We start from the raw sequence: 22,917 nt of genomic DNA, 5'->3' as shown, positions 1-22,917 counted from the left end.
GCACCGATGTCGGCCTTGCGTGACCGAACATTACGACGCGGTTCGTGACAGGCGACCGGTCTCGGACACCATGAAGTCATGACCTCCCTCCTGAACGCGCCCGCATCGTCGCGCGCTCCGGGGGCGCCCGGCGCCGCGGCATCCGTGCAGCTGGACGCCGTCGAGCGCGCGTTCCCGCTCGGTCACGGGACGAGAGAGGTATTGCGCGGGGTCACCCTCGACGTCGCAGCCGGTGAGATCGTCGCCGTCGTCGGCCCTTCGGGCTGTGGCAAGTCCACTCTTCTCCGACTGATCGGCGGTCTGGATGCTCCGAGCCGCGGCCGGATCGAGCTCGGCGGCGCGGCCGTCGCCGACGCCGACGAGCGCACCGCAGTCGCCTTCCAGGAGCCGCGGCTGCTGCCGTGGCGGACCCTCGCCCAGAACGTCGAACTCGGACTCCCTCGACGGACGCCCCGGCGTGAGGGCCGCGAACGCGTCGAAGAGCTGCTGCACCTCGTCGGCCTCGAGCACGCGGCAGGGCAACGCCCGCGCGAGGTGTCGGGAGGAATGGCCCAGCGTGCCTCCCTCGCGCGCGCTCTGGCGCGGAACCCCGGCGTGCTGCTGCTCGACGAGCCCTTCGGCGCCCTCGACGCCCTCACCAGGCTGCGGATGCACGACCTGCTCCTGAAGATCCACGCCGCCGAGCCGACCACGGTCCTCCTCGTCACGCACGACGTCGAGGAGGCGCTCTACCTCGCCGATCGCGTGCTGCTGCTGCGCACCCTCACGGGTGACACGGATGCCGCGGCGCCCTCGATCGCGCGCACGGTGTCCGTGCCGGGCGCACGGCCACGCGACCGCGCCGACCGCGGTCTCGCAGACCTCCGCGCCGAGCTCCTCGAAGGACTCGGCGTCGACACCCACCACCGCACGTCCCCCGAGGAGAACCGATGAGCACCATCACCCGCCGAATCATCCCTGCGATCGCGATCGCCGGCACGATGATGCTCGTGGCCACGGGCTGCGTCGCAGGGGAGGACGCCCCCGCCGACACCGCGGAGGCCGACACCGCCGCATCCGGCGAATGGTCGTCCGACACGATCTCCCTCGACTTCGCCACGTACAACCCGCTCAGCCTCGTGGTGAAGGACCAGGGGCTGCTCGAGGAGATCCTCGGAGACGAGGTCACCGTCGAGTGGGTGCAGTCCGCCGGATCGAACAAGGCCAACGAGCTGCTGCGCTCCGGATCGATCGACGTCGGATCGACCGCGGGCTCGGCCGCCCTGCTCGCTCGTGCCAACGGCTCTCCCATCCAGGTCATCGACATCTACTCGCAGCCGGAGTGGGCGGCGATCGTCGTCGGACCCGACAGCGACATCACCTCGGTCGGGGATCTCGCGGGCAAGTCCGTCGCGGCGACCAAGGGCACCGACCCCTACTTCTTCCTCCTGCAGGCGCTCGAAGAGGCGGGGCTGTCGATCGACGACGTCGAGGTGCAGAACCTGCAGCACGCCGACGGGCGCGCAGCCCTGGACGGCGGATCGGTGGCCGCGTGGTCGGGACTCGATCCCATCATGGCCGCCGCCGAGGTCGAATCCGGCGACAAGCTGATCTACCGCAACGTCGACTTCAACTCCTACGGCTTCCTGAACGCCACCGAGGACTTCATCGAGAATCACGCGGACCTGGCGCAAGCCGTCGTCGACGCGTACGAGCAGGCCCGCGAGTGGGCGCTGGAGAACCCCGAGGAGACCGCCGCACTGCTCGCCGAGGTCGCGGGCATCGATCCCGCCGTCGCGACGACCGTGATCGAGGAGCGCTCGAACCTCGACGTGAGCGGCGTCCCCGGCGACGATCAGATCGCGGTTCTCGAGAAGATCGCTCCGGTGCTGGTGGACTCGGGCGATGTGCAGGGCGGCAAGGAGTCCGTCGACAAGGCGCTCGACTCCCTCGTCAACGACACCTTCGCCAAGAAGGCGGTCGGCGGAGAGTGACCGACCTCGACCAGCGCGTGGTCGTGCCCGCAGACGCACGCGACGCGCTCGATGCGGCGAAGGGGCAGTGCCGCCCCTCCCCGCGGCGAGCCCGCCGCGGATGGGACCGCCCGGTGGTGCGCATCGCGGGGGGACTGCTGCTGCCGATCCTGATCATCGCGGCGTGGCAGATCACAACGACCAACGGACTGGTCGAGCCCTACCGCCTGCCCACGCCGGCATCCGTGTTCGCCGCGGGCGCCGAGCTCGCCGAAGGCGGCGCCCTCGCCACGCACATCGCGATCTCCGTGCAGCGAGTACTCCTGGGATTCGCGATCGGCTCGGTCATCGGCCTCGCAGCCGCAGGCATCGTCGGGCTGTCACGGCTCGGCGACATCCTGCTCAGCCCGACGCTCGCCGCCATCCGCGCGGTGCCTTCCCTGGCCTGGGTGCCGCTGCTGATCCTGTGGATGCAGATCGGCGAGTCGTCGAAGGTCACCCTGATCGCGATCGGCGCGTTCTTCCCCGTGTACACGACGGTCGCCTCGGCTCTCCGACACGTGGATCCGCAGCTCGTCGAGGCCGGCCGGTCGTTCAGCCTCCGGGGATGGTCGCTGTTCCGGACCGTGCAGCTCCCCGCCGTCGTGCCCTCCGTCGTCGCCGGTCTCCGCCTGGCGCTCGCTCAGGCCTGGCTCTTCCTCGTCGCAGCGGAGCTCATCGCCTCGTCGATGGGGCTGGGGTTCCTCCTCACCGACTCGCAGAGCAACGGGCGGGTCGACCGGATCATCCTGTCGATCATCCTGCTCGCGCTGCTCGGGACGATCACGAACGGCGTGCTCGCACTCGCCGAGAAGTACCTGCTGCGACGGTGGGCATGACCGTGGACGAGGCGCGACTGGTCGAGCAGCGGACCTACCCGCCGTCGGCCCGCGTCGTCGCCGCCGCGAACGTGACGGCCGAGGCCTATGCCGAGGCGGAGACCGATCCGCTCGCGTTCTGGGAACGGGCTGCGCGCCGCCTGGAGTGGGTCCGCGCCTGGGACGCGCCTCTCGACTGGCAGCCGCCCACGGCGGAAGCGGGACCCTCCGCGCGGTGGTTCACGGGTGGACGACTCAACGTCGCCTACAACTGCGTCGACCGGCACGTCGACGCAGGACGGGGCGACAAGGTCGCTCTGCACTTCGAGGGCGAGCCGGGTGACCGCACCGCGGTGACCTACGCCGACCTCCAGCGCCGGGTGGCGCGGGCCGCCAACGCGCTCATCTCCCTCGGCATCCAGGCCGGTGACCGCGTGGTCATCTACCTGCCGGTCCTCGTCGAGACCATCGTCATCACCCTCGCGTGCGCTCGCATCGGCGCCGTGCACTCCCTCGTCTTCGGAGGGTTCTCCGCCGAGGCCGTGCGGTTCCGCCTCGCCGACACCGGGGCCAAGCTCCTCGTCACGAGCGACGGACAGTTCCGACGCGGCACGGCGACGGAGGTCAAGTCCACCGCGGACACCGCGGCCGCCGACCTCCCCGACCTCGAGCACGTCCTCGTCCTGCGGCGCACCGGACAGGACGTGCCGTGGACCGACGGCCGCGACGTGTGGTGGCACGACGTGGTCGACACCGCGTCGAGCGATCATGCAGCCGAGGCGTTCGACTCCGAGCATCCGCTCTTCATCATCTACACCTCGGGCACGACCGGTAAGCCGAAGGGCCTCGTGCACACGTCGGGCGGCTACCTGACCCACGCGAGCTGGGCGCACTGGGCGCACTTCGACGCCAAGCCGGACGACGTGCACTGGTGCACGGCCGATCTCGCATGGGTGACGGCCCACACGTACGAGATCTACGGACCGCTGTCCAACGGACTCACCCAGGTCATCTACGAGGGCACTCCGGACACCCCGGATCGTGAGCGCCATCTCGAGATCATCAAGCGCTACGGCGTCACCGTCTACTACACGGCTCCCACGCTCATCCGGACCTTCATGACCTGGTTCGGCGCCGACCTCCCGCAGGGGCACGACCTCTCGACCCTGCGACTGCTCGGCACGGTGGGCGAGGCGATCAACCCCGAGGCCTGGGTCTGGTTCCGTCGCAACTTCGGACGCGACGAGCTGCCGGTGGTCGACACCTGGTGGCAGTCGGAGACGGGAGCGGCCATGATCGCTCCGCTTCCCGGTGCGACCACGCTCAAGCCCGGCTCGGCGTCCGTTCCGCTTCCTGGCATCGACGCGACCGTCGTCGACGAGCTCGGCGTCGAGATCGAACCCGGCCGCTCGGGCACCCTGGTGGTGCGCCGCCCCTGGCCCGGTATGGCCAGGACCGTGTGGGGCGACCCCGCGCGGTACCGGTCCGCCTACTGGGCGGCGTATGCCGGGCACGGCGAATGGGGCGGGTTCTACGTCGCCGGCGACGGGGCCACGCGTGACGCCGACGGCTACATCTGGATCCTCGGACGCCTCGACGACGTCGTGAACGTCTCGGGACACCGCCTCTCCACGATCGAGATCGAGTCGGCCCTCGTCGCCCACGACACCGTGGGGGAGGCGGGCACCGCCGGCGTCTCCGACCCCGTGACCGGACAGGCCGTCGTCGCCTTCGTGACTCCGTCCGGCCGGTCCGAGGTCTCGCCGGTCGAGCTCCGCGGCGAGGTGGCGCGCGCCATCGGGCCGGTCGCCAAGCCCAAGCACGTGGTCGTGGTGTCCGACCTGCCCAAGACCCGCTCCGGCAAGATCATGCGTCGCCTCCTCGCACAGCTCTGGGAGGCCGAGCAGGACCGACGAGCGGGCCGCGAGGCGTCGCCGCTCGGCGACGCGACTTCTCTGCAGAACCCCTGGGCCGTCGACGACATCGCCGCCGTGCTCGCGAACGCCGAACTGAGGACAGCATGACGGAAGAACACCGTTTCGGATTCCGCACCAGAGCGCTCCACGCCGGAGGCACGCCCGACGCGTCGACCGGTGCGCGCGCCGTGCCGATCTACCAGACCACGTCGTTCGTGTTCGACGACGCGGCCGACGCGGGCAATCTCTTCGCCCTGCAGAAGTACGGGAACATCTACTCGCGCATCGGCAACCCCACGGTCGCCGCGCTGGAGGAACGACTCGCCTCGCTCGAGGGCGGGATCGGCGCCGTCGCGACGGCATCCGGCATGAGCGCCGAGTTCATCACGTTCGCCGCGCTCGTCGGTGCGGGCGATCACGTCGTCGCGGCGGCCCAGCTGTACGGCGGCACGGTGACGCAGCTCGACGTGACCCTGCGCCGCTTCGGCGTCGACACGACGTTCGTAGCCTCGACCGATCCCGCGGACTATGCGGCCGCCATCCGCCCGGAGACCAAGGTCGTGTACGTCGAGATGATCGGCAACCCCTCCGGCGAGATCGCCGACATCGAGGGGCTCGCCGAGGTCGCCCATGCGGCGGGCGTCCCGCTCGTCGTCGACGCGACCCTGGCCACGCCGTACCTCGCGCGTCCGCTCGAGCACGGCGCCGACATCGTCATCCACTCGGTCACGAAGTTCCTGGGCGGGCATGGCACGACCCTCGGCGGCATCGTGATCGAGAAGGGCACGTTCGACTGGGGGAACGGCCGCTTCCCGCAGATGACCGAGCCTGTCGCCTCGTACGGCGGCATCAAGTGGTGGGACAACTTCGGGGAGTACGGGTTCCTGACGAAGCTGCGCACCGAGCAGCTCCGCGACATCGGCCCGGCGTTGAGCCCGCAGGCCGCGTTCAATCTGCTGCAGGGCATCGAGACCCTGCCGCAACGTATCGACGCCCATCTCGCGAACGCGAGGGTCGTCGCGGAATGGCTCGCCGCCGACCCGCGGGTCGCCTACGTGACCTGGGCGGGGCTCGAGGAGCATCCGCACCACGAGCGGGCCGCGAAGTACCTGCCGCTCGGCCCTGGGTCGGTCTTCGCCTTCGGCGTCAAGGCCGACGACGGCCGCGTCGCGGGGGAGAGGCTCATCGAGAACCTGCAGCTCGCCTCGCACCTCGCAAACATCGGAGACGCGAGGACCCTCGTGATCCACCCCGCATCAACGACGCACCGACAGCTGACCGACGAGCAGCTGGTCGGGGCGGGCGTGCGCTCGGACCTCATCCGCATCTCGGTCGGCCTCGAAGACGCCGACGACATCATCTGGGACCTGGACCAGGCCCTCACCATCGCGACGGGGGAGAACCGATGAGCGACACGACGCCGGCGGGCGACAGCTGCGCCGTTCCCGCCCCGCAGGACGCGGCGGCCTGCGCGCTGCCCGGCGCCGCGCCGGAGGTCGCGGGGCGCACCTGGATCGGCCCCGGACAGCAGGAGCGGTTCGCGATCCTCCGCCGCACGAGGTCCATCGCGATCGTCGGCGCGTCGAACAACCCCGCCCGCGCGTCGTACTTCGTCGCCACCTACCTCCTCTCGAGCACGCCGTACGACGTCTACCTGGTCAATCCGAGGGAGAAGGAGATCCTCGGGCAGCCGGTGTACGCATCTCTCGCCGACCTGCCCGTCGTGCCCGACCTCGTCGACGTCTTCCGCCGTCACGAAGACCTTCCCGGCGTCGCCCAGGAGGCGATCGACGTCGGCGCGAAGGCGCTGTGGCTGCAGCTGGGATCGTGGAACGAGGATGCCGCGGCGCTGGCGCAGAGCGCGAGTCTCTCCGTCGTGATGGACCGCTGCGTCAAGATCGAGCACGCGCGGTTCCACGGCGGGCTCCATCTCGCCGGCTTCGACACCGGGGTCATCAGCTCGCGACGGCAGCTGCTGTCGCGCTGAGCGTCGACCAGCGAAGCCTAGACTGGCGGCATGCCTCTCATCGCGCTGACCGGCGGCATCGCCTCGGGCAAGTCGACCATCGCCCGCAGGCTCGCGGAGCTCGGCGCGACGATCGTCGACGCGGATCAGATCGTCCGCGACGTGCAGGCACCGGGGAGCCCGGTGCTGAGGGAGATCGCCGAGGTCTTCGGAGGCGAGGTCATCACTCCGGACGGCTCGCTCGACCGAGCGGCGCTCGGTGCCCGGGTCTTCGCGGATGCCGACCTGCTCGCGCGGCTCAACGCCATCGTGCACCCCGCCGTGCGCGCCGAGTCCCAACGGCGGTTCGACGCGGCATCCGCCCGGGAGCCCGACGGGGTCGTCGTCTACGACGTGCCGCTCCTCGTCGAGGCCAGGGTCGACGACCCCTGGGACCTGATCGTCGTCGCCCACGCCCCCGCGGACGTCCGTCTCGAGCGACTCATCGAACTCCGAGGCATGGAGCGCGGAGCAGCCCAGGACCGCATCGACGCCCAGGTGTCGGACGAGCGACGGCTGGCGATCGCGGACGAGGTGATCGACACCTCCGGGACGCTGGAGGAAACCGTCGCGCAGACGGATGAGCTCTGGCAGCGGATCCGCGCGCGGTGAGCTTCACCGGCCACGCACCAGGCTCGTCCTCCTATCGCCGGCTGATCGTCGGGCTGTTCTTCGCGGGGATCGCGACCTTCGCCCAGCTGTACTCTCCGCAGGCCGTGCTGCCGCAGCTCGCGGCCGACCTCGAGGTGTCGCCGGCGACCGCGGCGCTCACGGTCTCGGCGGCGACGCTGGGGCTCGCCGCTGCGGTGATCCCGTGGTCGCTCGTCGCCGACCGCGTCGGCCGGGTGCAGGCCATGGCGATCGGTGTGATCGCCGCGACCGTGTTCGGACTGCTCGCCCCGCTGAGCTCCGCTCTCGAGATGCTGCTCCTGCTGAGGCTGCTGGAGGGCATCGCGCTGGGAGCCATCCCCGCGGTCGCTCTGGCGTTCCTGAGTGAGGAGGTCACGGCGCGCAGTGCGGCGGCCGCCGCCGGCAGTTACATCGCAGGCACGACCGTGGGCGGGCTGGTGGGACGAGTGCTGTCGGGGATCGTCGGCGAGCCGGCGGGCTGGCGAGCGGGGCTGTGGACCGTCGCCGCCGTCTGCGTCGTCGCCGCCGTCCTGTTCCTCTGGCTCACTCCGAGGGCGCAGGGGTTCGTGCCGGGTCGGCTCCGGGCGGGAGGGGACGTCACAGGAGTCCTGGCTCGATTGGTGACGCCGCTGCGATCAGGGGCTCAGCTCGCGCTCTACGCCCAGGGCTTCCTGCTCATGGGCGCCTTCGTGGCGGTCTACAACTACCTCGGCTTCCACCTCGCTGCTCCGCCGTTCGCGCTGCCGGCGTGGCTCGTGACGCTGCTGTTCCTCGCCTATCTCGCCGGCACCGTCTCGTCGCCGTGGGCGGGCGCGCTGGCCTCGCGGATCGGGCGGTATCCGGTGCTGCTCGGCGCAACGGCGCTGATGGCGGCCGGTGCTCTGACCATGCTGGCGGGGGTCGCCTGGGTCGTCCTGATCGGTCTCCTGCTGTTCACCGCCGGGTTCTTCGCCGCGCATGCCGTCGCATCGGGCTGGGCGCCCGTCGCGGCCGGTCGGGAGACTCGCGCACAGGCATCCTCGCTGTACTATTTCGGCTACTACGCGGGGTCGAGTCTGTTCGGCTGGGCGCTCGGCGTCGTCTTCGGCTCGGCCGACTGGACGTGGTTCGTCGTCGCCGTCGTCGGGCTCTGCGCGGTCGCCGCCGTACTCGCGTCCGTGGCACTGCGGGGGACGCCGGGAGCACGGCCCTTCGCCGACGCGGCCTGAGCGGAGGGGCAGACTGCCCGCCGCGACCCCGATGTCGGTGGCCCGGCCTACGCTTGATGTATGCAGACCACCCGTAGCGTCCGCCCGTTCGAGGTCATCAGCGAGTACGCCCCGGCCGGCGACCAGCCCCAGGCGATCGCGGAGCTCGCCTCGCGCATCAACGCCGGCGAGACCGACATCGTGCTGCTGGGCGCCACCGGTACGGGCAAGTCGGCGACGACGGCCTGGCTCGTCGAGCAGGTGCAGCGTCCGACGCTCGTCCTCGCTCACAACAAGACCCTCGCGGCACAGCTGGCGAACGAGTTCCGCGAGCTCATGCCGAACAACGCGGTCGAGTACTTCGTCTCGTACTACGACTACTACCAACCGGAGGCGTACGTCCCGCAGACCGACACCTTCATCGAGAAGGACTCGTCGATCAACGCCGAGGTCGAGCGACTCCGCCACTCGACGACCAACTCTCTGCTGAGCAGGCGAGACGTCGTCGTCGTCTCGACCGTGTCGTGCATCTACGGACTCGGTGCGCCGGAGGAGTACCTGCGCGCCATGGTCGCGCTGCAGGTGGGGGAGCGGTACGACCGCGACGCCCTCATCCGGCAGTTCATCGCGATGCAGTACAACCGCAACGACGTCGACTTCTCGCGGGGCAACTTCCGCGTGCGCGGCGACACGATCGAGATCATCCCGGTGTATGAGGAGCATGCGATCCGCATCGAGCTCTTCGGCGACGAGATCGAAGCCCTCTACTCGCTGCACCCACTGACCGGAGAGGTGATCGAGAAGCTCGACTCCGTCCCGATCTTCCCTGCGTCCCACTACGTCGCAGGCACCGACGTGATCCAGCGCTCCATCGGCACGATCGAGCACGAGCTCGAGGAGCGTCTGGCCGAGTTCGAGCGCCAGGGCAAGCTCCTCGAAGCGCAGCGCCTGCGCATGCGCACCACATTCGACCTCGAGATGCTGCAGCAGCTCGGCTTCTGCTCGGGCATCGAGAACTACTCGCGGCACATGGACGGTCGGATGCCGGGCGAGCCCCCGCACACGCTGCTGGACTTCTTCCCCGACGACTTCCTGCTGGTGATCGACGAGTCGCACGTCACGGTTCCGCAGATCGGCGCGATGTACGAGGGCGACGCGTCCCGCAAGCGCACGCTCGTCGACCACGGGTTCCGGCTGCCCAGCGCGATGGACAACCGGCCGCTGCGCTGGGATGAGTTCAAGAACCGCGTTGGACAGACCGTGTACCTGTCCGCCACGCCGGGCAAGTACGAGATGGGTATCGCCGACGGGGTGGTGGAGCAGATCATCCGCCCGACCGGCCTCATCGATCCGCATATCGTCGTCAAGCCCTCGAAGGGACAGATCGACGACCTGCTCGAAGAGATCCGGGTCCGTGTCGAACGTGACGAGCGCGTTCTCGTCACGACACTGACGAAGAAGATGGCGGAGGAACTCACCGACTTCCTCGGTGAGCACGGGGTGCGGGTTCGCTACCTGCACTCCGATGTCGACACCCTGCGCCGCGTGGAACTCCTCAGCGAGCTGCGGGCCGGCGTCTACGACGTGCTGGTCGGCATCAACCTCCTCCGAGAGGGACTCGACCTGCCGGAGGTGTCGCTGGTGGCGATCCTCGACGCCGACAAGGAGGGCTTCCTGCGCTCGGGCACGTCGCTCATCCAGACGATCGGTCGTGCCGCGCGAAACGTGTCGGGCGAGGTTCACATGTACGCCGACAACATGACGGACTCGATGGCCAAGGCCATCGAGGAGACCGATCGACGTCGCGACAAGCAGATCGCCTACAACAAGGAACACGGCATCGATCCGCAGCCGCTGCGCAAGCGCATCGCCGACATCACCGAGGTCCTGGCCCGAGAGGGCGCAGACACGGCCGACATGCTGGCCGGGCGCGGCAAGGCCTCGGGCAAGGGCAAGTCCCCGACGCCCAACCTGCGTCGTACGGGGATCGCGGCGGAGGGGGCTCAGCAGCTCGAGGCGACGATCGAGGATCTGTCGAACCAGATGCTCGCCGCCGCCGCCGAGCTCAAGTTCGAGCTCGCGGGTCGTCTGCGCGACGAGGTGCAGGACCTGAAGAAGGAACTGCGGGCCATGGAGCGTGCCGGGCACGCCTGAGCGGAAGGCCTCTGACGATGGATGCTGCCGGAGAAGAGCTCGCGGACCGGGTGCGGGCGCTGCTGACGCTGGGCGGAGACGTCGAGGAGAAGCGGATGTTCGGCACCCGGGCTTTCCTCGTCGACGGCCACATCCTCGTCGGTGCGCGCTCGGCGGGAGTGCTTCTGGTCCGAGTGCACGAAGAGACCGGCGCGGCGCTGGTCGCGCGACCGGGTGTGACGACCGCGGTGATGGGTCCCCGCACGATGGGAACCGGCTGGCTCGACGTCGCACCCGAGGCGACCGCCGACGACGAGGCGCTCGCGTTCTGGCTGGACGTCGCGCGGGAGGACGCCGACCGACAGGAGTGACGGTCGACCGGTCCTGACGACCGGTAGCGCCTGGCGCCCTGTGGAACCGGGCCGCTCAGGGGCGGATCGATCTCGCTTCGGTGCTCAGGGGCAGTGCACGAGGGTCTTCGGTCCCGATCGATCGATGACGTGAGTGCTCATCGGGGCACCGCACAGCGGGCAGGCACGTTCGGCGCGCTCGGCCGCGCTCGGCGGCGGAGTCTTCTCGTACGGGCCGACTGAGGCCGGCCCGGCGAAGCGGATCAGGTTCGAGTTGACCCACGAGTAGAGACCGCCGGCGGCGCGGATGCGGTCGCGGAGGGGAGCACGCTCGGGGTTCGTCATGTTCATTAGTGTACTAACTATTAGTGGTCTTGTATAGTGGCGGCATGGCGACCTCCGACGACCTCCTGCGACTCGAGAACCAGCTGTGCTTCGCCCTCGTCACGGCGGCGCGCAACGTCGTCGCGATCTATCGACCGATCCTCGAACCGCTCGGTCTCACCCACCCGCAGTACCTCGTGATGCTCGCGCTGTGGGAGCGCGCTCCACGGTCGCTGAACGACCTTGCGTCGGACCTCGCACTCGAGCCCGCGAGTGCATCGCCGCTCGTGAAGCGTCTCGAGGCAGACGGTCTCATCGCGCGCCTCCGGAGTGCGGAGGACGAGCGTCGCCTCGACATCACGCTGACGGACGCGGGGAGGGCGCTCCGCGAGCGCGCCCTCGATGTGCCGCGCCAGGTGATGGAGGCGGTCGGGATGGATGCCGCGGGGATCGCCGATCTGCGCGACGGCCTCACGCCGTTCGCCGGGCGCCGGGTCGACGCCTGACCCGCACCGGACATTCCTCTCGGCATCCCGCCCCACCGGTGCCTCCACTCTAGGGTGGAGGCATGTCGCGCGCCGTCCGAGAAGAGGCTGAGGCCACGCGACAGCGCCGTCCGCTCGGCCGTGTCCTGCTCGGACTCGTCTCGATCACCGGCTTCTTCGCGCTGCTGATGTTCGCCTCCGCGCTGCAGGGGTATCCGGTCTTCGCGCCTGCGCAGGAGTCGGGCCCCGCCGTCACCGTCACACCCGAGCCGCAGCCCGAGATGACGCAGGGACCCCTGCCAGAGATCCCACCGCAGGAGGACTCGCCGGTTCTCACGGCCATCGCGATCGTGGTGGCGGTGATCATCGGGGCCGCGACCCTGCTGATGCTGTTCTTCGGCATCCGTCTTCTGGTCCGTACGCTGCGCGGACTGTGGCGTGACCGGCCCCTCGCACGCCGCGTCGCCGCTGAGGTCTCCGTGGGTGGTGCGGAGACCGAGGCGCCGTCGTCGGAGCCCGAGGCAGAGGTCGTGCGCCGCGGTGTCGCGCAGGCGCTGCGGGCGATCGGTGACGGAGCCGAGCCGGGCGACAGCATCATCGCGGCCTGGCAGGGGCTCGAAGAGACCGCGGCCGACGCGGGAGTCGTGCGAGCACGCAGCGAGACGGCCGCCGAGTTCACGGTGCGGATCCTCGCGCATCGTCCATCGACGTCGGGCGAGGTCGCGACGCTGCTGCGCCTCTTCGAGGACGTCCGCTTCGGGGGTCGCGTGGCGGATGAAGCGGACCGGCGTACCGCGATCCGCTGCCTGCGGGCGATCGAGGAGGGGTGGCGGTGAAGAAGCGGGCTGTCGTCATCGGGCTCGCAGCCCTGCTCGCGGTGTCGGTGCCGCTGCTGCTGTCGATGTTCGGTGTGCCCTTCGACTTCGCGCTCTCCTGGGCGCTGATCGTCGTGGTCCTGATCACGGTGACGCGGCAGGCGTTCACGGACGAGAGCGCCTCGTGGCCGCCCCCGCCGCCGTCGCAGCGCGTGCGCGGCTCGGAGGTCGCGCGCCTCGCCTGGTCGATCAACTCCCGGACGGGGATCGCCGGCCATGCCGTCGTGAGACGGATCGACCGAGTCCTCCGCCGACGCCTCGCCCGGTGGGACCTCGACCCCGACGACCCCGACCATCACGAGCGCATCGACCTGCTGGTCGGCGAGGACGTGCGCACTCTCCTCGTGCGTCGTGAAGTGCGGCGCACCGACATCGAACGCGTGCTCGACGCGCTGGATCACCTTCCCCCTCGACCTCAGGAGACGAACCGATGACAGACGACACCGCCACCATCGCCGAGGCCGGACGGCGCATCCTCGACGGCGTCCGCACCGCCGTCGTGGGGATGGACGAACCGCTGACCATCGCACTGGCCACGATTCTCGCCGGCGGGCATGTGCTGTTCGAAGACGTCCCCGGCCTCGGCAAGACGCTGGCGGCGCGCAGCCTCGCCTCGGCGCTCGGGCTCGAGTTCCGGCGGCTGCAGTGCACGCCCGACATGCTCCCCGGGGACGTCACGGGGTCGTACGTGTACGTGCCTGCGACGGGTGGATTCGAGTTCCGCCCTGGCCCGCTGTTCACGGGCCTGCTGCTCGCCGACGAGATCAACCGGACGACGCCGAAGACGCAGTCGGCCATGCTCGAGGCGATGGCCGAGGCGCAGGTGACCGTGGAGGGGAACCGCTTCGCGCTGCCTTCGCCGTTCCACGTCATCGCGACCTCGAACCCCATCGAGTACGAGGGCACTTACGCGCTGCCCGAGGCGCAGCTCGACCGATTCATGGTGAGGCTCTCGGTCGGGTACCCCGCGGCCGAGGACGAGTCGCGGATCGTGCTCGAGCGGATGCGTCGACAGACCGCCGACGCCCCCGTCGCCCCGGTGATCGACGCGGCGCGTCTGCGCGGCATCCAGGCTGCCGTCGAGCGCATTCACGTCGACCCTGATGTCGTCGCGTACTGCGTCGAGCTGACGCGCGCGACAAGGCGAGCGGCCAACGTCGCGGTCGGCGCCTCGCCGCGCGGATCGCAGGCGCTCGTCCTGCTCGGCCGTGCGCTCGCCGCCCTCGACGGGCGCGGCTACGTCCGACCGGACGACATCAAGCGCATCGCGGTGCCCGTGCTCGCGCACCGGCTCACCCTGACGCCGCAGGCATGGGCACAGGGCGCCGACCCTGCGGCGGTCGTCGAGACGGCCGTCGCCCAGACGCCGGTGCCCCCGACGGTAGCCGCCCGATGAGCGACGACGCCCGCGCTGGCCTGCGGATGCCGCTGCGGTGGCGACGAGGTCCCGTGCTCACGATCGCCGTGGCGGGGGGCGTCCTGCTGGCGGCGGTCGGTCTCGCGCTCTCGCGCCCCGATGTGATCGCGACCGGCCTCCCTCTCGCCCTCGGGGCGACCTGGATGCTGCTTCGCCGACCGACCGACGGCATGGCCCTCATCGCCCTGCGCGCGGCATCGCGGAAGCGCGGGGCGATGGCGGCTGCGCAGGGCTCGATCGACGTGGACACGCGGGCCGACTGGATGCAGCTCGCGATCGATCAGGACGGACGTCGTTCCGCGCTCGCCGAGGTCCGTCGGGGGAGTGCGGTCGCCCGGTCGACCGCCGTGCTGCGGCATTCCGGCCCGGTCGAGCTCCTCGCCGTCACGGCTCGCGCAGTGACGATGGACGGCGCGTGGCTGTCGGACGTGAGCGAGCGGGTCGCGCTCGACTGGCGGACGCCGCCGGAGATCCGTGAGCCGGCTGTCGTGCCCACCGGCCCGCGTCTGCGAGGCGTCCACGGCACGCATGAGGGGTCGCGTCCGGGCGACGGCGGCGACTTCCGCGACATCCACCCGTTCGCGCCGGGGGATCAGCTGCGGCGCATCGACTGGCGCGCCACGGCCCGTGCGGCGCGCAGGCCGGGCGATCTGCTGGTCCGCCGGTACGACTCGCTCAGCGACTCCTCGGTCGTGATCGCCCTCGACACGGCAGACGACCTCGGCACGGTGGTGGCGAGCTGGGGGCGATCCGACCCTGATCGCTCCGGCGTGACCTCGCTCGACCTCGGGCGCGAGGCGGCGCTCTCGATCGCCGCGGCGGCGATCGGATCGGGTGATCGGGTCGCGTTCCACGCGCTCGCCCCCGGCGGCCGGAGCCTGCGCTCGGGCGGTGGCTCGCGTCACCTCGCACGCCTGCGCGGTGTCGTGGCGGCGACCGGGGTCGGCGGAGAGGACGCCCACCTGCGACGGACGCCGGTCGTGCCGAACGGGTCGATCGTCTTCGTGCTCTCCACGTTCTCCGACGGGATCGCCGCCGTGCAGGCGACACGCTGGCGCGCCGCCGGGCATGCAGTGGTGGCGGTGGACGTGCTTCCCGAGCTCGACACGGCGCGTCTCACCGTCGAGCATCGCGTGGCGATGCGGACCCTGCTCGCCGAGCGCACAGAGGTGCTGGCCGACCTGCGGCACGCGGGCATCGAGGTCGTGGCCTGGTCGTCGTCCGACCGCGAGGTGGGAATGCGTCTCGCGGCGATGAGGCAACGACGGGAGAGGGCGGGGCGACGATGACCGCGCGCTCGCAGACGCTCCGCGTTCCGGCGGCGGTGCCCGGCATCGTGCTCCGGCTCCTCGTCGTCGCCCTCGTCGCCGCGGGGGTGCTTCTGCTTATGCCGTACGCGCTCTGGCAGGGGATCGCGATCGCCGTCGCAGTCGCGGCGGTCTTCGTCCCGGCGTCGCTCGCGGCCTGGGCGGCCGCGGCCTGCCTCCCGTTCGGGCTGCTGGTCACAGAGCCGTCGGCCACGCGCACGGCCCTCGCGGTGCTGCTCGTGCACGCGATCCACGTCGTCGCGTCGCTCGCGCTGGTGATCCCGGCCCGCTCGCGGGTCTCGCTGCTCGTGCTCGGCCCGAGCGCCCTGCGGTTCGCGGTCGTGCAGCTGATCGCCCAGCCCGTCGCGTTCGGAGTGCCGCTGCTCGTCGGCGCATCGGGGTGGGCGACCGCGAGCTGGCTCGCCCCCGCGGCTGCCGGCTCGCTCACCGTGGGACTGGCTGTGGCGCTGACGGCTCTGAGGCGGGCGGACGCCGCGTCTCGGGCGCTTCCCAGCCCCGCAGAGCCCCTCGGCGGAGCCAATGTCCGTGGCCCCTCGTAGACTTGACCAGTGCCAATCGTCCCCGTCGCATCCCCAGGAAAACTCAGTGTTCGCGGTGCCCGCGTCCACAATCTGAAGAACGTCGACATCGACATCCCGCGTGATTCGCTCGTCGTGTTCACCGGCCTGTCCGGGTCGGGCAAGTCGAGTCTCGCGTTCGACACGATCTTCGCCGAAGGGCAGCGTCGCTACGTCGAATCGCTGAGCGCGTACGCGCGCCAGTTCCTCGGTCAGGTCGACCGTCCGGACGTCGATTTCATCGAGGGGCTCAGCCCGGCCGTCTCGATCGACCAGAAGTCGACGAACCGCAATCCGCGATCGACCGTCGGCACGATCACCGAGATCTACGACTACATGCGACTGCTGTGGGCGCGCATCGGCATCCCGCACTGCCCCGAGTGCGGCGAGCGGATCCAGCGCCAGACCGTGCAGCAGATCGCCGATCAGCTCATGACGCTTCCCGAGCGCACGCGCTACCAGATCGTCGCGCCGATCGTCTCGCAGAAGAAGGGCGAGTTCGTCGACCTGTTCCGCGAGCTCGGCGCCAAAGGATATTCACGAGCGATCGTCGACGGCGACCTCATCCAGCTGGCGGAGCCGCCGACGCTGAAGAAGAGCTACAAGCACGACATCGCGGTGGTGGTCGACCGCCTCGTGGCCTCCGACGACATCCTGGGCCGCGTGACCGACTCGGTCGAGACCGCCCTCGGTCTCGCCGGCGGCGTCGTGCAGGTCAACTACGTCGACGAGGAGGGCGACGCCGCGTGGCAGTCGTTCTCCGAGAAGCTCGCGTGCCCCAACGGGCACCCCCTCAGCCTCACCGAGATCGAGCCCCGCACGTTCTCGTTCAATGCCCCGTTCGGCGCCTGCCCGGCCTGCTCGGGTCTCGGCACGCGCATGTCGGTGGACGTCGACCTCATGCTCGGTGACGAGGAGCTCTCGATCCGCGAGGGCGCGATCATCCCCTGGACCACCCAGGGCAAGGGACTGTTCCAGTACTACGAACGCCTGCTCGAGGGGCTCGCCGCCGACCTCAACTTCTCGCTCGACACCCCGTGGCAGGATCTCAGGGTCGACGTGCAGGATGCGATCCTCCGCGGCGACAACTACAAGGTGACCGTCAAGTGGAAGAACCGCTACGGCCGTGAGATGCGCTACGCCTCGGGGTTCGAGGGCGTCGTGCCGTACATCGAGCGGCAGTACGCCCAGGCCGAGTCCGACACGCAGCGAGCCCGCTGGGGGGAGTACCTCCGCGAGGTCCCGTGTCCTGTCTGCAACGGCGACCGTCTCAAGCCCGAGGTGCTCGCGGTGCAGGTGCACGGGCACTCGATCGCCGAGGTCTCGCACCTGAGCCTCGCCGACGCCCGCGCCTTCATGGAGACCCTCACCCTCACCGACCGCGAGGCGAAGATCGCTGCGCAGGTGCTCCGTGAGATCCGTCTGCGTCTCGACTTCCTGCTGCAGGTGGGCCTGTCGTACCTGAACCTCAGCCGTTCGGCAGGGTCGCTCTCGGGCGGTGAGGCGCAGCGCATCCGGCTCGCCACGCAGATCGGCTCCGGCCTCACCGGAGTGCTGTACGTGCTCGACGAGCCGTCGATCGGTCTGCACCAGCGCGACAACCGCCGGCTCATCAACACACTCCTCAAGCTCCGCGACCTCGGGAACACCCTCATCGTGGTCGAGCACGACGAAGAGACGATCGAGGCCGCCGACTGGGTCGTCGACATCGGCCCCGGTGCCGGTGTGAACGGCGGCGCGGTCGTGCACTCGGGTCCGTATTCGGCGCTGCTGAACGAGTCGGACTCGATGACGGGCGAGTACCTGTCGGGTGCCCGCGAGATCCCGACGCCGACGAAGCGCCGCAAGATCGACAAGAAGCGCAAGGTGAGCGTCGTCGGGGCGCGGGAGAACAACCTCAAGAACGTGAGCGTGGACTTCCCGCTCGGGGTGCTCACCGCCGTCACCGGCGTGAGCGGCTCTGGCAAGTCGTCTCTCGTGAACGACATCCTCTACCAGGTGCTCGCCTCGCGGCTCAACGGCGCGAGGACGGTTCCGGGCAAGCACACGCGGGTCTCCGGACTCGACAACCTCGACAAGGTCGTGCACGTCGACCAGGCGCCGATCGGTCGCACCCCGCGATCGAACCCCGCCACCTACACCGGAGTCTTCGACCGGATCCGGTCGCTGTTCAGCGAGACGCCCGAGGCGAAGGTGCGGGGATACCAGCCCGGCCGTTTCAGCTTCAACGTCAAGGGCGGGCGCTGCGAGGCGTGCTCGGGCGACGGCACCATCAAGATCGAGATGAACTTCCTGCCCGACGTGTACGTGGACTGCGAGGTGTGCCACGGCAAGCGGTACAACCGCGACACCCTGGCGGTGCACTACAAGGGCAAGAACATCGCCGAGGTCCTTGAGATGCCGATCGCGGAGGCGGCCGAGTTCTTCGAGCCGATCCAGGCGATCCACCGCTACATGAAGACGCTCGTCGACGTCGGTCTCGGATACGTCCGGCTCGGTCAGTCGGCCACGACGCTCTCCGGCGGCGAGGCGCAGCGCGTGAAGCTCGCCACGGAGCTCCAGCGCCGCAGCAACGGCCGCAGCATCTACGTGCTCGACGAGCCGACCACCGGTCTGCACTTCGAAGACGTCCGGAAGCTCCTGGAGGTGCTGAACGGACTCGTCGACAAGGGCAACACCGTGATCGTGATCGAGCACAATCTCGATGTGATCAAGTCGGCCGACTGGGTGATCGATCTCGGGCCGGAAGGCGGTTCAGGCGGTGGAGAGATCCTCGCGACCGGCACCCCCGAGCAGATCGCCCGGGTCGCGGAGAGCCACACCGGACAGTTCCTCGCCGAGATCCTGGATGAGGGGCGCTCTGCGCGGAAGGCCAGCTGATGGCCGACGTCCTCCCGTACAAGCCGAGGAGCGGTGAGATCCCCACCGATCCCGGCGTGTACCGCTTCCGCGACGCCGATGGGCGTGTGCTGTACGTGGGCAAGGCGAAGAACCTGCGCCAGCGGCTGTCGAACTACTTCGCTCCGCTGCGCACTCTGCACGAGCGCACTCGACGGATGGTCACGACGGCGGCCTCCGTCGAGTGGACCGTGGTCCCGACCGATGTCGACTCGCTGCAGCTCGAGTACATGTGGATCAAGGAGTTCGATCCACCTTTCAACGTGCGCTACCGCGACGACAAGTCCTACCCGTTCATGGCGGTGACGCTCGGCGACGAGGCCCCGCGGGTGATCGTGACGCGAAACCGCAAGATCCCCGGCGCACGGTACTTCGGCCCGTACCCGAAGGTCTGGGCGGTGCACGAGACCATCGACCTGATGATCAAGGCGTTCCCGATCAGGACCTGCAGTGACGCGAGCTACAAGCGCGCCATGCAGACGGGGCGGCCGTGCTTCCCCGGGCAGATCGGCAAGTGCGGCGGGCCCTGCTCGATGACGGTCACGATCGAGGAGCACCGGGCGATGGTCGACGATTTCGTCGCCTTCATGGCCGGTGGTGACGAGCGGTTCACCCGTGATCTGCGCAAGCGGATGCTGGCGGCGTCGGCCGCGATGGACTACGAGGCAGCCGCGAAGTTCCGCGACAAGCTGTCGGCCATCGAAGCGGTCCTGGGCAAGAGCGCGCTCGTGCTCGCCGCCGACGAAGACGCCGATCTCTTCGGCATCGCGGAAGACGAGCTCGCCGCAGCGGTGCAGCATTTCGTCATCCGCGGCGGGCGCGTGCGCGGTGTGCGGGCGCTGACGATCGAGAAGGAGATCGACATCTCCTCGGCCGACCTCGTCGACCAGGTGCTGCAGCGCGCCTACGGCGATGCGCAGGACGTGCCGCGACGGATCCTCGTGCCGACACTGCCCGACGACGCCGCCGAACTCGAGGAGTGGCTCCGCGAGCGACGGGGGAGGAAGGTCGAGATCGCCGTCGCCCAGCGCGGACAGCGAGCCGACCTGATGCGCACCGCGACGATCAATGCGCAGCAGGCGCTCATCAGGCACAAGACCCGTCGTACGAGCGACTACGTCGCCCGCACCCAGGCGCTGACCGATCTGCAAGAGGCCCTCGGGATGTCCGAGGCACCGCTCCGGATCGAGTGCTTCGACATCTCGCACCTCGGCGGCACCAACGTCGTCGCCTCGATGGTGGTGTTCGAAGACGGTCTGCCGCGGAAAGACCAGTACCGGTCGTTCAACATCGCGGAGACGACCGACGACACCGACTCCATGTACCAGGTGCTCACCCGCCGCCTCGCCTACCTCGACAAGCCCGACGAGACCGAGGTCATCGATCCGACGACCGACGAGATCGTGGGGGAGGACGTCGGCGAGGCCACGGTGAAGCGACGGCCGCGATTCGCCTACCCGCCGCAGCTCCTGCTCGTCGACGGCGGCCAGCCGCAGGTCGAGGCCGCGGCGCGCGCCCTGCGCGACTCGGGTCACACCGAGATCGCCGTCTGCGGCATCGCCAAGCGGCTCGAGGAGATCTGGCTGCCCGGCGACGACTTCCCCGTGATCCTCCCTCGCACCAGCGAGGCTCTGTACCTGCTGCAAAGGCTGCGCGACGAGGCGCACCGCTTCGCGATCACGCATCAGCGCAAGCGTCGCAAGAACGACATCACGACCGTCCTCGCCGAGGTGCCGGGGCTCGGGGCCTCGCGCATCAAGGTCCTGCTCAAGCATTTCGGTTCGGTCACCGCGCTCCGCGCCGCAGCTCCGGGCGAGATCGAGCAGGTGCAGGGCATCGGTCCCGTCCTGGCCCAGAACATCCACACGCATCTCGCCACCCGGTAGTCCCGTTCTCGCTAGGCTGGAAGCGGCGGGGAGAAGGGGTAGAGATGACTGACGGGGACAAGGGCGAGTTCCTCATCGTCACGGGCATGTCTGGCGCCGGTCGGACGACCGTCGCCAACGCTCTGGAGGACCTGGGCTGGTACGTGGTCGACAACCTGCCGCCGCAGATCCTGCGGCCGCTGCTCGACCTCACCGACATGGGCGGCAACGCGCTTCCCAAGGTCGCGGCCGTGGTCGACGTGCGTGGTCGCAACCTCTTCGACGACTTCCCCGGCGTCGCCAGGGCGCTGCGTTCGCGCGGCTCCGTTCGCGTGCTGTTCCTCGACGCCTCCGACGACGTTCTCGTGCGGCGATTCGAGTCGGTGCGGCGTCCGCACCCGCTCCAGGAGGACGGGACGCTGCTCGACGGCATCCGCGTCGAACGGTCGCGCCTCGCCCCGATCCGCGAAGCCGCCGACATCGTGATCGACACGTCGGCGCTCAACATCCACCAGCTCGCCACGCACGTGTCCGAGCTGTTCGCCGAAGAGGGGGCGCCGCGACACCGCGTGACGCTCATGAGCTTCGGCTTCAAGTACGGTCTCCCGACCGACGTCGACCTCGTCGCCGACATGCGCTTCCTCCCGAACCCGTTCTGGAACGAGGAGCTGCGCGGACTGACGGGCAAGGACGAGGAGGTCAGGGACTTCGTGCTGTCGCGCGAGGGAGCCGCCGAGTTCCTCGACGCGTACACGTCCGCGCTGACCCCGGTGCTCGAGGGCTACCAGCGCGAGAACAAGAGCCACTCGACCGTGGCGATCGGCTGCACGGGCGGCAAGCACCGCTCGGTCGCGATGGTCGAGGAGCTGGCCCGTCGGCTCGCCGCGGTGCCGGGCGTGGCCGTCAACGTGCGTCATCGCGACCTCGGCAGGGAATAGCAGAGGCCTCCGCCGGAGTAGGCTGGAGGTTTGCGTCGCGATCCGGCGCGTGAGCGTAGAGGAGTGTCGTGGCACTAACCACCGACGTCAAGGCTGAGCTGGTCAGCATCCGCAATGCACCTCCGACGGTGCGTGTCGCGGAGGTCACATCGATCCTGCGGTTCGCGGGCGGGCTGCATTCGATCGCCGGACGGGTCGCCGTCGAGGCGGAGGTGGATGCCGAGGTGCTGGCGCAGCGCGTCGCGCGCGACCTCGCGGAGATCTACGGGGTCCGTCCCGAGATCGCCCAGGTCCAGTCGAGCACCGCGAACGACGGTGCCCGCTGGGCCGTGCGCGTGATCGCCGCGGGGGAGACCCTCGCTCGTCAGACCGGGCTGCTCGACCAGCGCCGGCGTCCGGTCCGTGGACTGCCCAACCGTCTCACCACCGGGTCGCGTGCCGAGGTCGCCGGCCTGTGGCGCGGCGCCTTCCTCGCCGCGGGAACCCTCAGCGAGCCCGGCCGCTCCGCCATGCTCGAGATCGCCTGCCCGTCGTCCGAGGCAGCGATGGCCCTCGTCGGCGCCGCGCACCGCCTCGGCGTCGCCGCCAAGGCGCGCGAGGTCCGCGGCATGCCCCGCGTCGTCGTCCGTGAGGGCGAGGCCATCCGCACGATCCTGGCCGAGATGGGCGCCCAGAAGACCGCCGTCGCGTGGGAGGAGATGCGTCAGCGTCGCGAGGTCCGCGCCGGCGTCAACCGTCTCGTGAACTTCGACGACGCGAATCTGCGCCGCTCCGCGCAGGCCGCCGTCGCCGCGTGCGCCCGTGTCGAGCGAGCGCTTGAGATCCTCGCCGACGAGGTGCCCGACCACCTGCGGGTGGCCGGCGAGCTGCGCCTCGCGCACCGCGATGCGAGCCTCGACGAGCTCGGTCACCATGCCGACCCGCCCATGACGAAGGACGCCGTCGCCGGCCGCATCCGTCGCCTCCTCGCGATGGCGGACAAGCGCGCCCAGCAGGAGGGAATCCCCGGGACCGAGGCAGCGGTGCCCGCCGGACTCGACGTCTGACCCGAGCTGAAGAGAAGAGAGGCGATCCCTGTCAAGGGGTCGCCTCTCTTCGTCATACGGCGGAAGGATCAGGGGTGACGATGTGTTGTCCTCACTAGGATGAGTTACGTCTGCTCCGCACCGCATTCGGCAGCGCGGAGGATCGGCAAGCGCC

21 protein-coding genes are annotated in these 22,917 nt (G+C 69.9%); 20 read left to right on the top strand and 1 reads right to left on the bottom strand.

From position 1 onward, the window contains the following. Positions 1–78 precede the first annotated feature (78 nt). From RAC69_RS03565 to RAC69_RS03520, 10 genes are read left to right on the top strand one after another with little or no spacing between them, the layout of a single operon-like run. A complete protein-coding gene (locus RAC69_RS03565; protein WP_375085145.1) occupies positions 79–933 on the top strand; it encodes an ABC transporter ATP-binding protein in 855 nt (284 codons plus the stop codon). Further along, positions 930–1,973: an aliphatic sulfonate ABC transporter substrate-binding protein gene (locus tag RAC69_RS03560; protein ID WP_375085144.1), complete on the top strand. Its 1,044-nt coding sequence runs from the start codon at positions 930–932 to the stop codon at positions 1,971–1,973. Before RAC69_RS03565 ends, RAC69_RS03560 begins: the two co-directional genes overlap by 4 nt. Then, positions 1,970–2,830, top strand: a complete 861-nt coding sequence (locus tag RAC69_RS03555; RefSeq protein ID WP_375085142.1) for an ABC transporter permease — start codon at positions 1,970–1,972, stop codon at positions 2,828–2,830. Before RAC69_RS03560 ends, RAC69_RS03555 begins: the two co-directional genes overlap by 4 nt. Next, on the top strand, positions 2,827–4,833 hold the full coding sequence (acs, locus tag RAC69_RS03550; protein ID WP_375085140.1) for an acetate--CoA ligase: 2,007 nt from the start codon (positions 2,827–2,829) through the stop codon (positions 4,831–4,833). Before RAC69_RS03555 ends, acs begins: the two co-directional genes overlap by 4 nt. After that, positions 4,830–6,134 (top strand): O-acetylhomoserine aminocarboxypropyltransferase/cysteine synthase family protein, encoded by a 1,305-nt coding sequence (locus RAC69_RS03545; protein ID WP_375085138.1) that lies wholly within the window; start codon positions 4,830–4,832, stop codon positions 6,132–6,134. Before acs ends, RAC69_RS03545 begins: the two co-directional genes overlap by 4 nt. Further along, positions 6,131–6,712 (top strand): CoA-binding protein, encoded by a 582-nt coding sequence (locus tag RAC69_RS03540; protein ID WP_375085136.1) that lies wholly within the window; start codon positions 6,131–6,133, stop codon positions 6,710–6,712. Before RAC69_RS03545 ends, RAC69_RS03540 begins: the two co-directional genes overlap by 4 nt. Positions 6,713–6,742: 30 nt before the next feature. Then, complete coding sequence (gene coaE / locus RAC69_RS03535) at positions 6,743–7,342, top strand: dephospho-CoA kinase (RefSeq protein ID WP_375085134.1); 600 nt, start codon at positions 6,743–6,745, stop codon at positions 7,340–7,342. Further along, positions 7,339–8,568, top strand: coding sequence for an MFS transporter (locus RAC69_RS03530; RefSeq protein ID WP_375085133.1), 1,230 nt, complete (start codon positions 7,339–7,341; stop codon positions 8,566–8,568). Before coaE ends, RAC69_RS03530 begins: the two co-directional genes overlap by 4 nt. Before the next feature lie 60 nt (positions 8,569–8,628). Further along, complete coding sequence (gene uvrB / locus RAC69_RS03525) at positions 8,629–10,701, top strand: excinuclease ABC subunit UvrB (protein WP_375085132.1); 2,073 nt, start codon at positions 8,629–8,631, stop codon at positions 10,699–10,701. A gap of 17 nt (positions 10,702–10,718) precedes the next feature. Continuing rightward, the gene (locus RAC69_RS03520; RefSeq protein ID WP_375082975.1) at positions 10,719–11,051 is read left to right on the top strand and encodes a TfoX/Sxy family protein; all 333 of its coding nucleotides are present in this window, start codon (positions 10,719–10,721) and stop codon (positions 11,049–11,051) included. An 84-nt stretch (positions 11,052–11,135) separates the two neighbouring features. Here the strand turns inward: RAC69_RS03520 and RAC69_RS03515 are convergent, their stop codons facing one another. Beyond that, positions 11,136–11,381 (bottom strand): hypothetical protein, encoded by a 246-nt coding sequence (locus RAC69_RS03515; RefSeq protein WP_341934111.1) that lies wholly within the window; start codon positions 11,379–11,381, stop codon positions 11,136–11,138. 38 nt (positions 11,382–11,419) lie between these two features. Here RAC69_RS03515 and RAC69_RS03510 point away from each other — a divergent pair, with 38 nt between their 5' ends. The 10 genes from RAC69_RS03510 (at position 11,420) to whiA (ending at position 22,763) form a co-directional block, all read left to right on the top strand. Further along, on the top strand, positions 11,420–11,860 hold the full coding sequence (locus RAC69_RS03510) for a MarR family winged helix-turn-helix transcriptional regulator (RefSeq protein ID WP_375085131.1): 441 nt from the start codon (positions 11,420–11,422) through the stop codon (positions 11,858–11,860). Positions 11,861–11,922: 62 nt separating this feature from the next. Beyond that, positions 11,923–12,675 carry a DUF4129 domain-containing protein gene (locus RAC69_RS03505; RefSeq protein WP_375085129.1) on the top strand — a complete coding sequence of 251 codons (753 nt, stop codon included), beginning with the start codon at positions 11,923–11,925 and terminating at the stop codon, positions 12,673–12,675. Then, positions 12,672–13,148 (top strand): hypothetical protein, encoded by a 477-nt coding sequence (locus tag RAC69_RS03500; RefSeq protein ID WP_375085128.1) that lies wholly within the window; start codon positions 12,672–12,674, stop codon positions 13,146–13,148. Before RAC69_RS03505 ends, RAC69_RS03500 begins: the two co-directional genes overlap by 4 nt. Next, the gene (locus RAC69_RS03495; protein WP_375085126.1) at positions 13,145–14,110 is read left to right on the top strand and encodes an AAA family ATPase; all 966 of its coding nucleotides are present in this window, start codon (positions 13,145–13,147) and stop codon (positions 14,108–14,110) included. Before RAC69_RS03500 ends, RAC69_RS03495 begins: the two co-directional genes overlap by 4 nt. Next, a complete protein-coding gene (locus tag RAC69_RS03490; protein WP_375085125.1) occupies positions 14,107–15,420 on the top strand; it encodes a DUF58 domain-containing protein in 1,314 nt (437 codons plus the stop codon). Before RAC69_RS03495 ends, RAC69_RS03490 begins: the two co-directional genes overlap by 4 nt. Continuing rightward, a complete protein-coding gene (locus RAC69_RS03485) occupies positions 15,417–15,998 on the top strand; it encodes a hypothetical protein (protein ID WP_375085124.1) in 582 nt (193 codons plus the stop codon). The genes RAC69_RS03490 and RAC69_RS03485 overlap by 4 nt, the downstream gene beginning before the upstream one ends. 9 nt (positions 15,999–16,007) lie before the next feature. After that, a complete protein-coding gene (uvrA, locus tag RAC69_RS03480; protein WP_375085122.1) occupies positions 16,008–18,896 on the top strand; it encodes an excinuclease ABC subunit UvrA in 2,889 nt (962 codons plus the stop codon). Further along, positions 18,896–20,800: an excinuclease ABC subunit UvrC gene (gene uvrC / locus RAC69_RS03475; RefSeq protein ID WP_375085121.1), complete on the top strand. Its 1,905-nt coding sequence runs from the start codon at positions 18,896–18,898 to the stop codon at positions 20,798–20,800. The genes uvrA and uvrC overlap by 1 nt, the downstream gene beginning before the upstream one ends. Positions 20,801–20,844: 44 nt before the next feature. Continuing rightward, positions 20,845–21,717, top strand: a complete 873-nt coding sequence (rapZ, locus tag RAC69_RS03470; protein WP_375085119.1) for an RNase adapter RapZ — start codon at positions 20,845–20,847, stop codon at positions 21,715–21,717. A gap of 68 nt (positions 21,718–21,785) precedes the next feature. Next, positions 21,786–22,763, top strand: a complete 978-nt coding sequence (gene whiA / locus RAC69_RS03465) for a DNA-binding protein WhiA (protein ID WP_096715625.1) — start codon at positions 21,786–21,788, stop codon at positions 22,761–22,763. Positions 22,764–22,917: the final 154 nt, after the last annotated feature.

This window comes from Microbacterium sp. LS_15, from assembly GCF_041954735.1.
In the GTDB taxonomy this organism is placed as follows: Bacteria; Actinomycetota; Actinomycetes; order Actinomycetales; family Microbacteriaceae; genus Microbacterium.
This window is presented reverse-complemented; position numbering and strand designations above follow the sequence as displayed.

What these genes read in the sequence shown, in the direction of transcription:
- RAC69_RS03565 (WP_375085145.1), top strand. Translation starts at nt 79, where the DNA reads ATGACCTCCCTCCTGAACGCGCCCGCATCGTCGCGCGCTCCGGGGGCG.
- RAC69_RS03515 (WP_341934111.1), bottom strand. Translation starts at nt 11,381, where the DNA reads ATGAACATGACGAACCCCGAGCGTGCTCCCCTCCGCGACCGCATCCGC.
- RAC69_RS03540 (WP_375085136.1), top strand. Translation starts at nt 6,131, where the DNA reads ATGAGCGACACGACGCCGGCGGGCGACAGCTGCGCCGTTCCCGCCCCG.
- RAC69_RS03490 (WP_375085125.1), top strand. Translation starts at nt 14,107, where the DNA reads ATGAGCGACGACGCCCGCGCTGGCCTGCGGATGCCGCTGCGGTGGCGA.
- RAC69_RS03485 (WP_375085124.1), top strand. Translation starts at nt 15,417, where the DNA reads ATGACCGCGCGCTCGCAGACGCTCCGCGTTCCGGCGGCGGTGCCCGGC.
- RAC69_RS03545 (WP_375085138.1), top strand. Translation starts at nt 4,830, where the DNA reads ATGACGGAAGAACACCGTTTCGGATTCCGCACCAGAGCGCTCCACGCC.
- rapZ (WP_375085119.1), top strand. Translation starts at nt 20,845, where the DNA reads ATGACTGACGGGGACAAGGGCGAGTTCCTCATCGTCACGGGCATGTCT.
- acs (WP_375085140.1), top strand. Translation starts at nt 2,827, where the DNA reads ATGACCGTGGACGAGGCGCGACTGGTCGAGCAGCGGACCTACCCGCCG.
- uvrC (WP_375085121.1), top strand. Translation starts at nt 18,896, where the DNA reads ATGGCCGACGTCCTCCCGTACAAGCCGAGGAGCGGTGAGATCCCCACC.
- RAC69_RS03510 (WP_375085131.1), top strand. Translation starts at nt 11,420, where the DNA reads ATGGCGACCTCCGACGACCTCCTGCGACTCGAGAACCAGCTGTGCTTC.
- RAC69_RS03505 (WP_375085129.1), top strand. Translation starts at nt 11,923, where the DNA reads ATGTCGCGCGCCGTCCGAGAAGAGGCTGAGGCCACGCGACAGCGCCGT.
- RAC69_RS03520 (WP_375082975.1), top strand. Translation starts at nt 10,719, where the DNA reads ATGGATGCTGCCGGAGAAGAGCTCGCGGACCGGGTGCGGGCGCTGCTG.
- RAC69_RS03560 (WP_375085144.1), top strand. Translation starts at nt 930, where the DNA reads ATGAGCACCATCACCCGCCGAATCATCCCTGCGATCGCGATCGCCGGC.
- uvrB (WP_375085132.1), top strand. Translation starts at nt 8,629, where the DNA reads ATGCAGACCACCCGTAGCGTCCGCCCGTTCGAGGTCATCAGCGAGTAC.
- RAC69_RS03495 (WP_375085126.1), top strand. Translation starts at nt 13,145, where the DNA reads ATGACAGACGACACCGCCACCATCGCCGAGGCCGGACGGCGCATCCTC.
- coaE (WP_375085134.1), top strand. Translation starts at nt 6,743, where the DNA reads ATGCCTCTCATCGCGCTGACCGGCGGCATCGCCTCGGGCAAGTCGACC.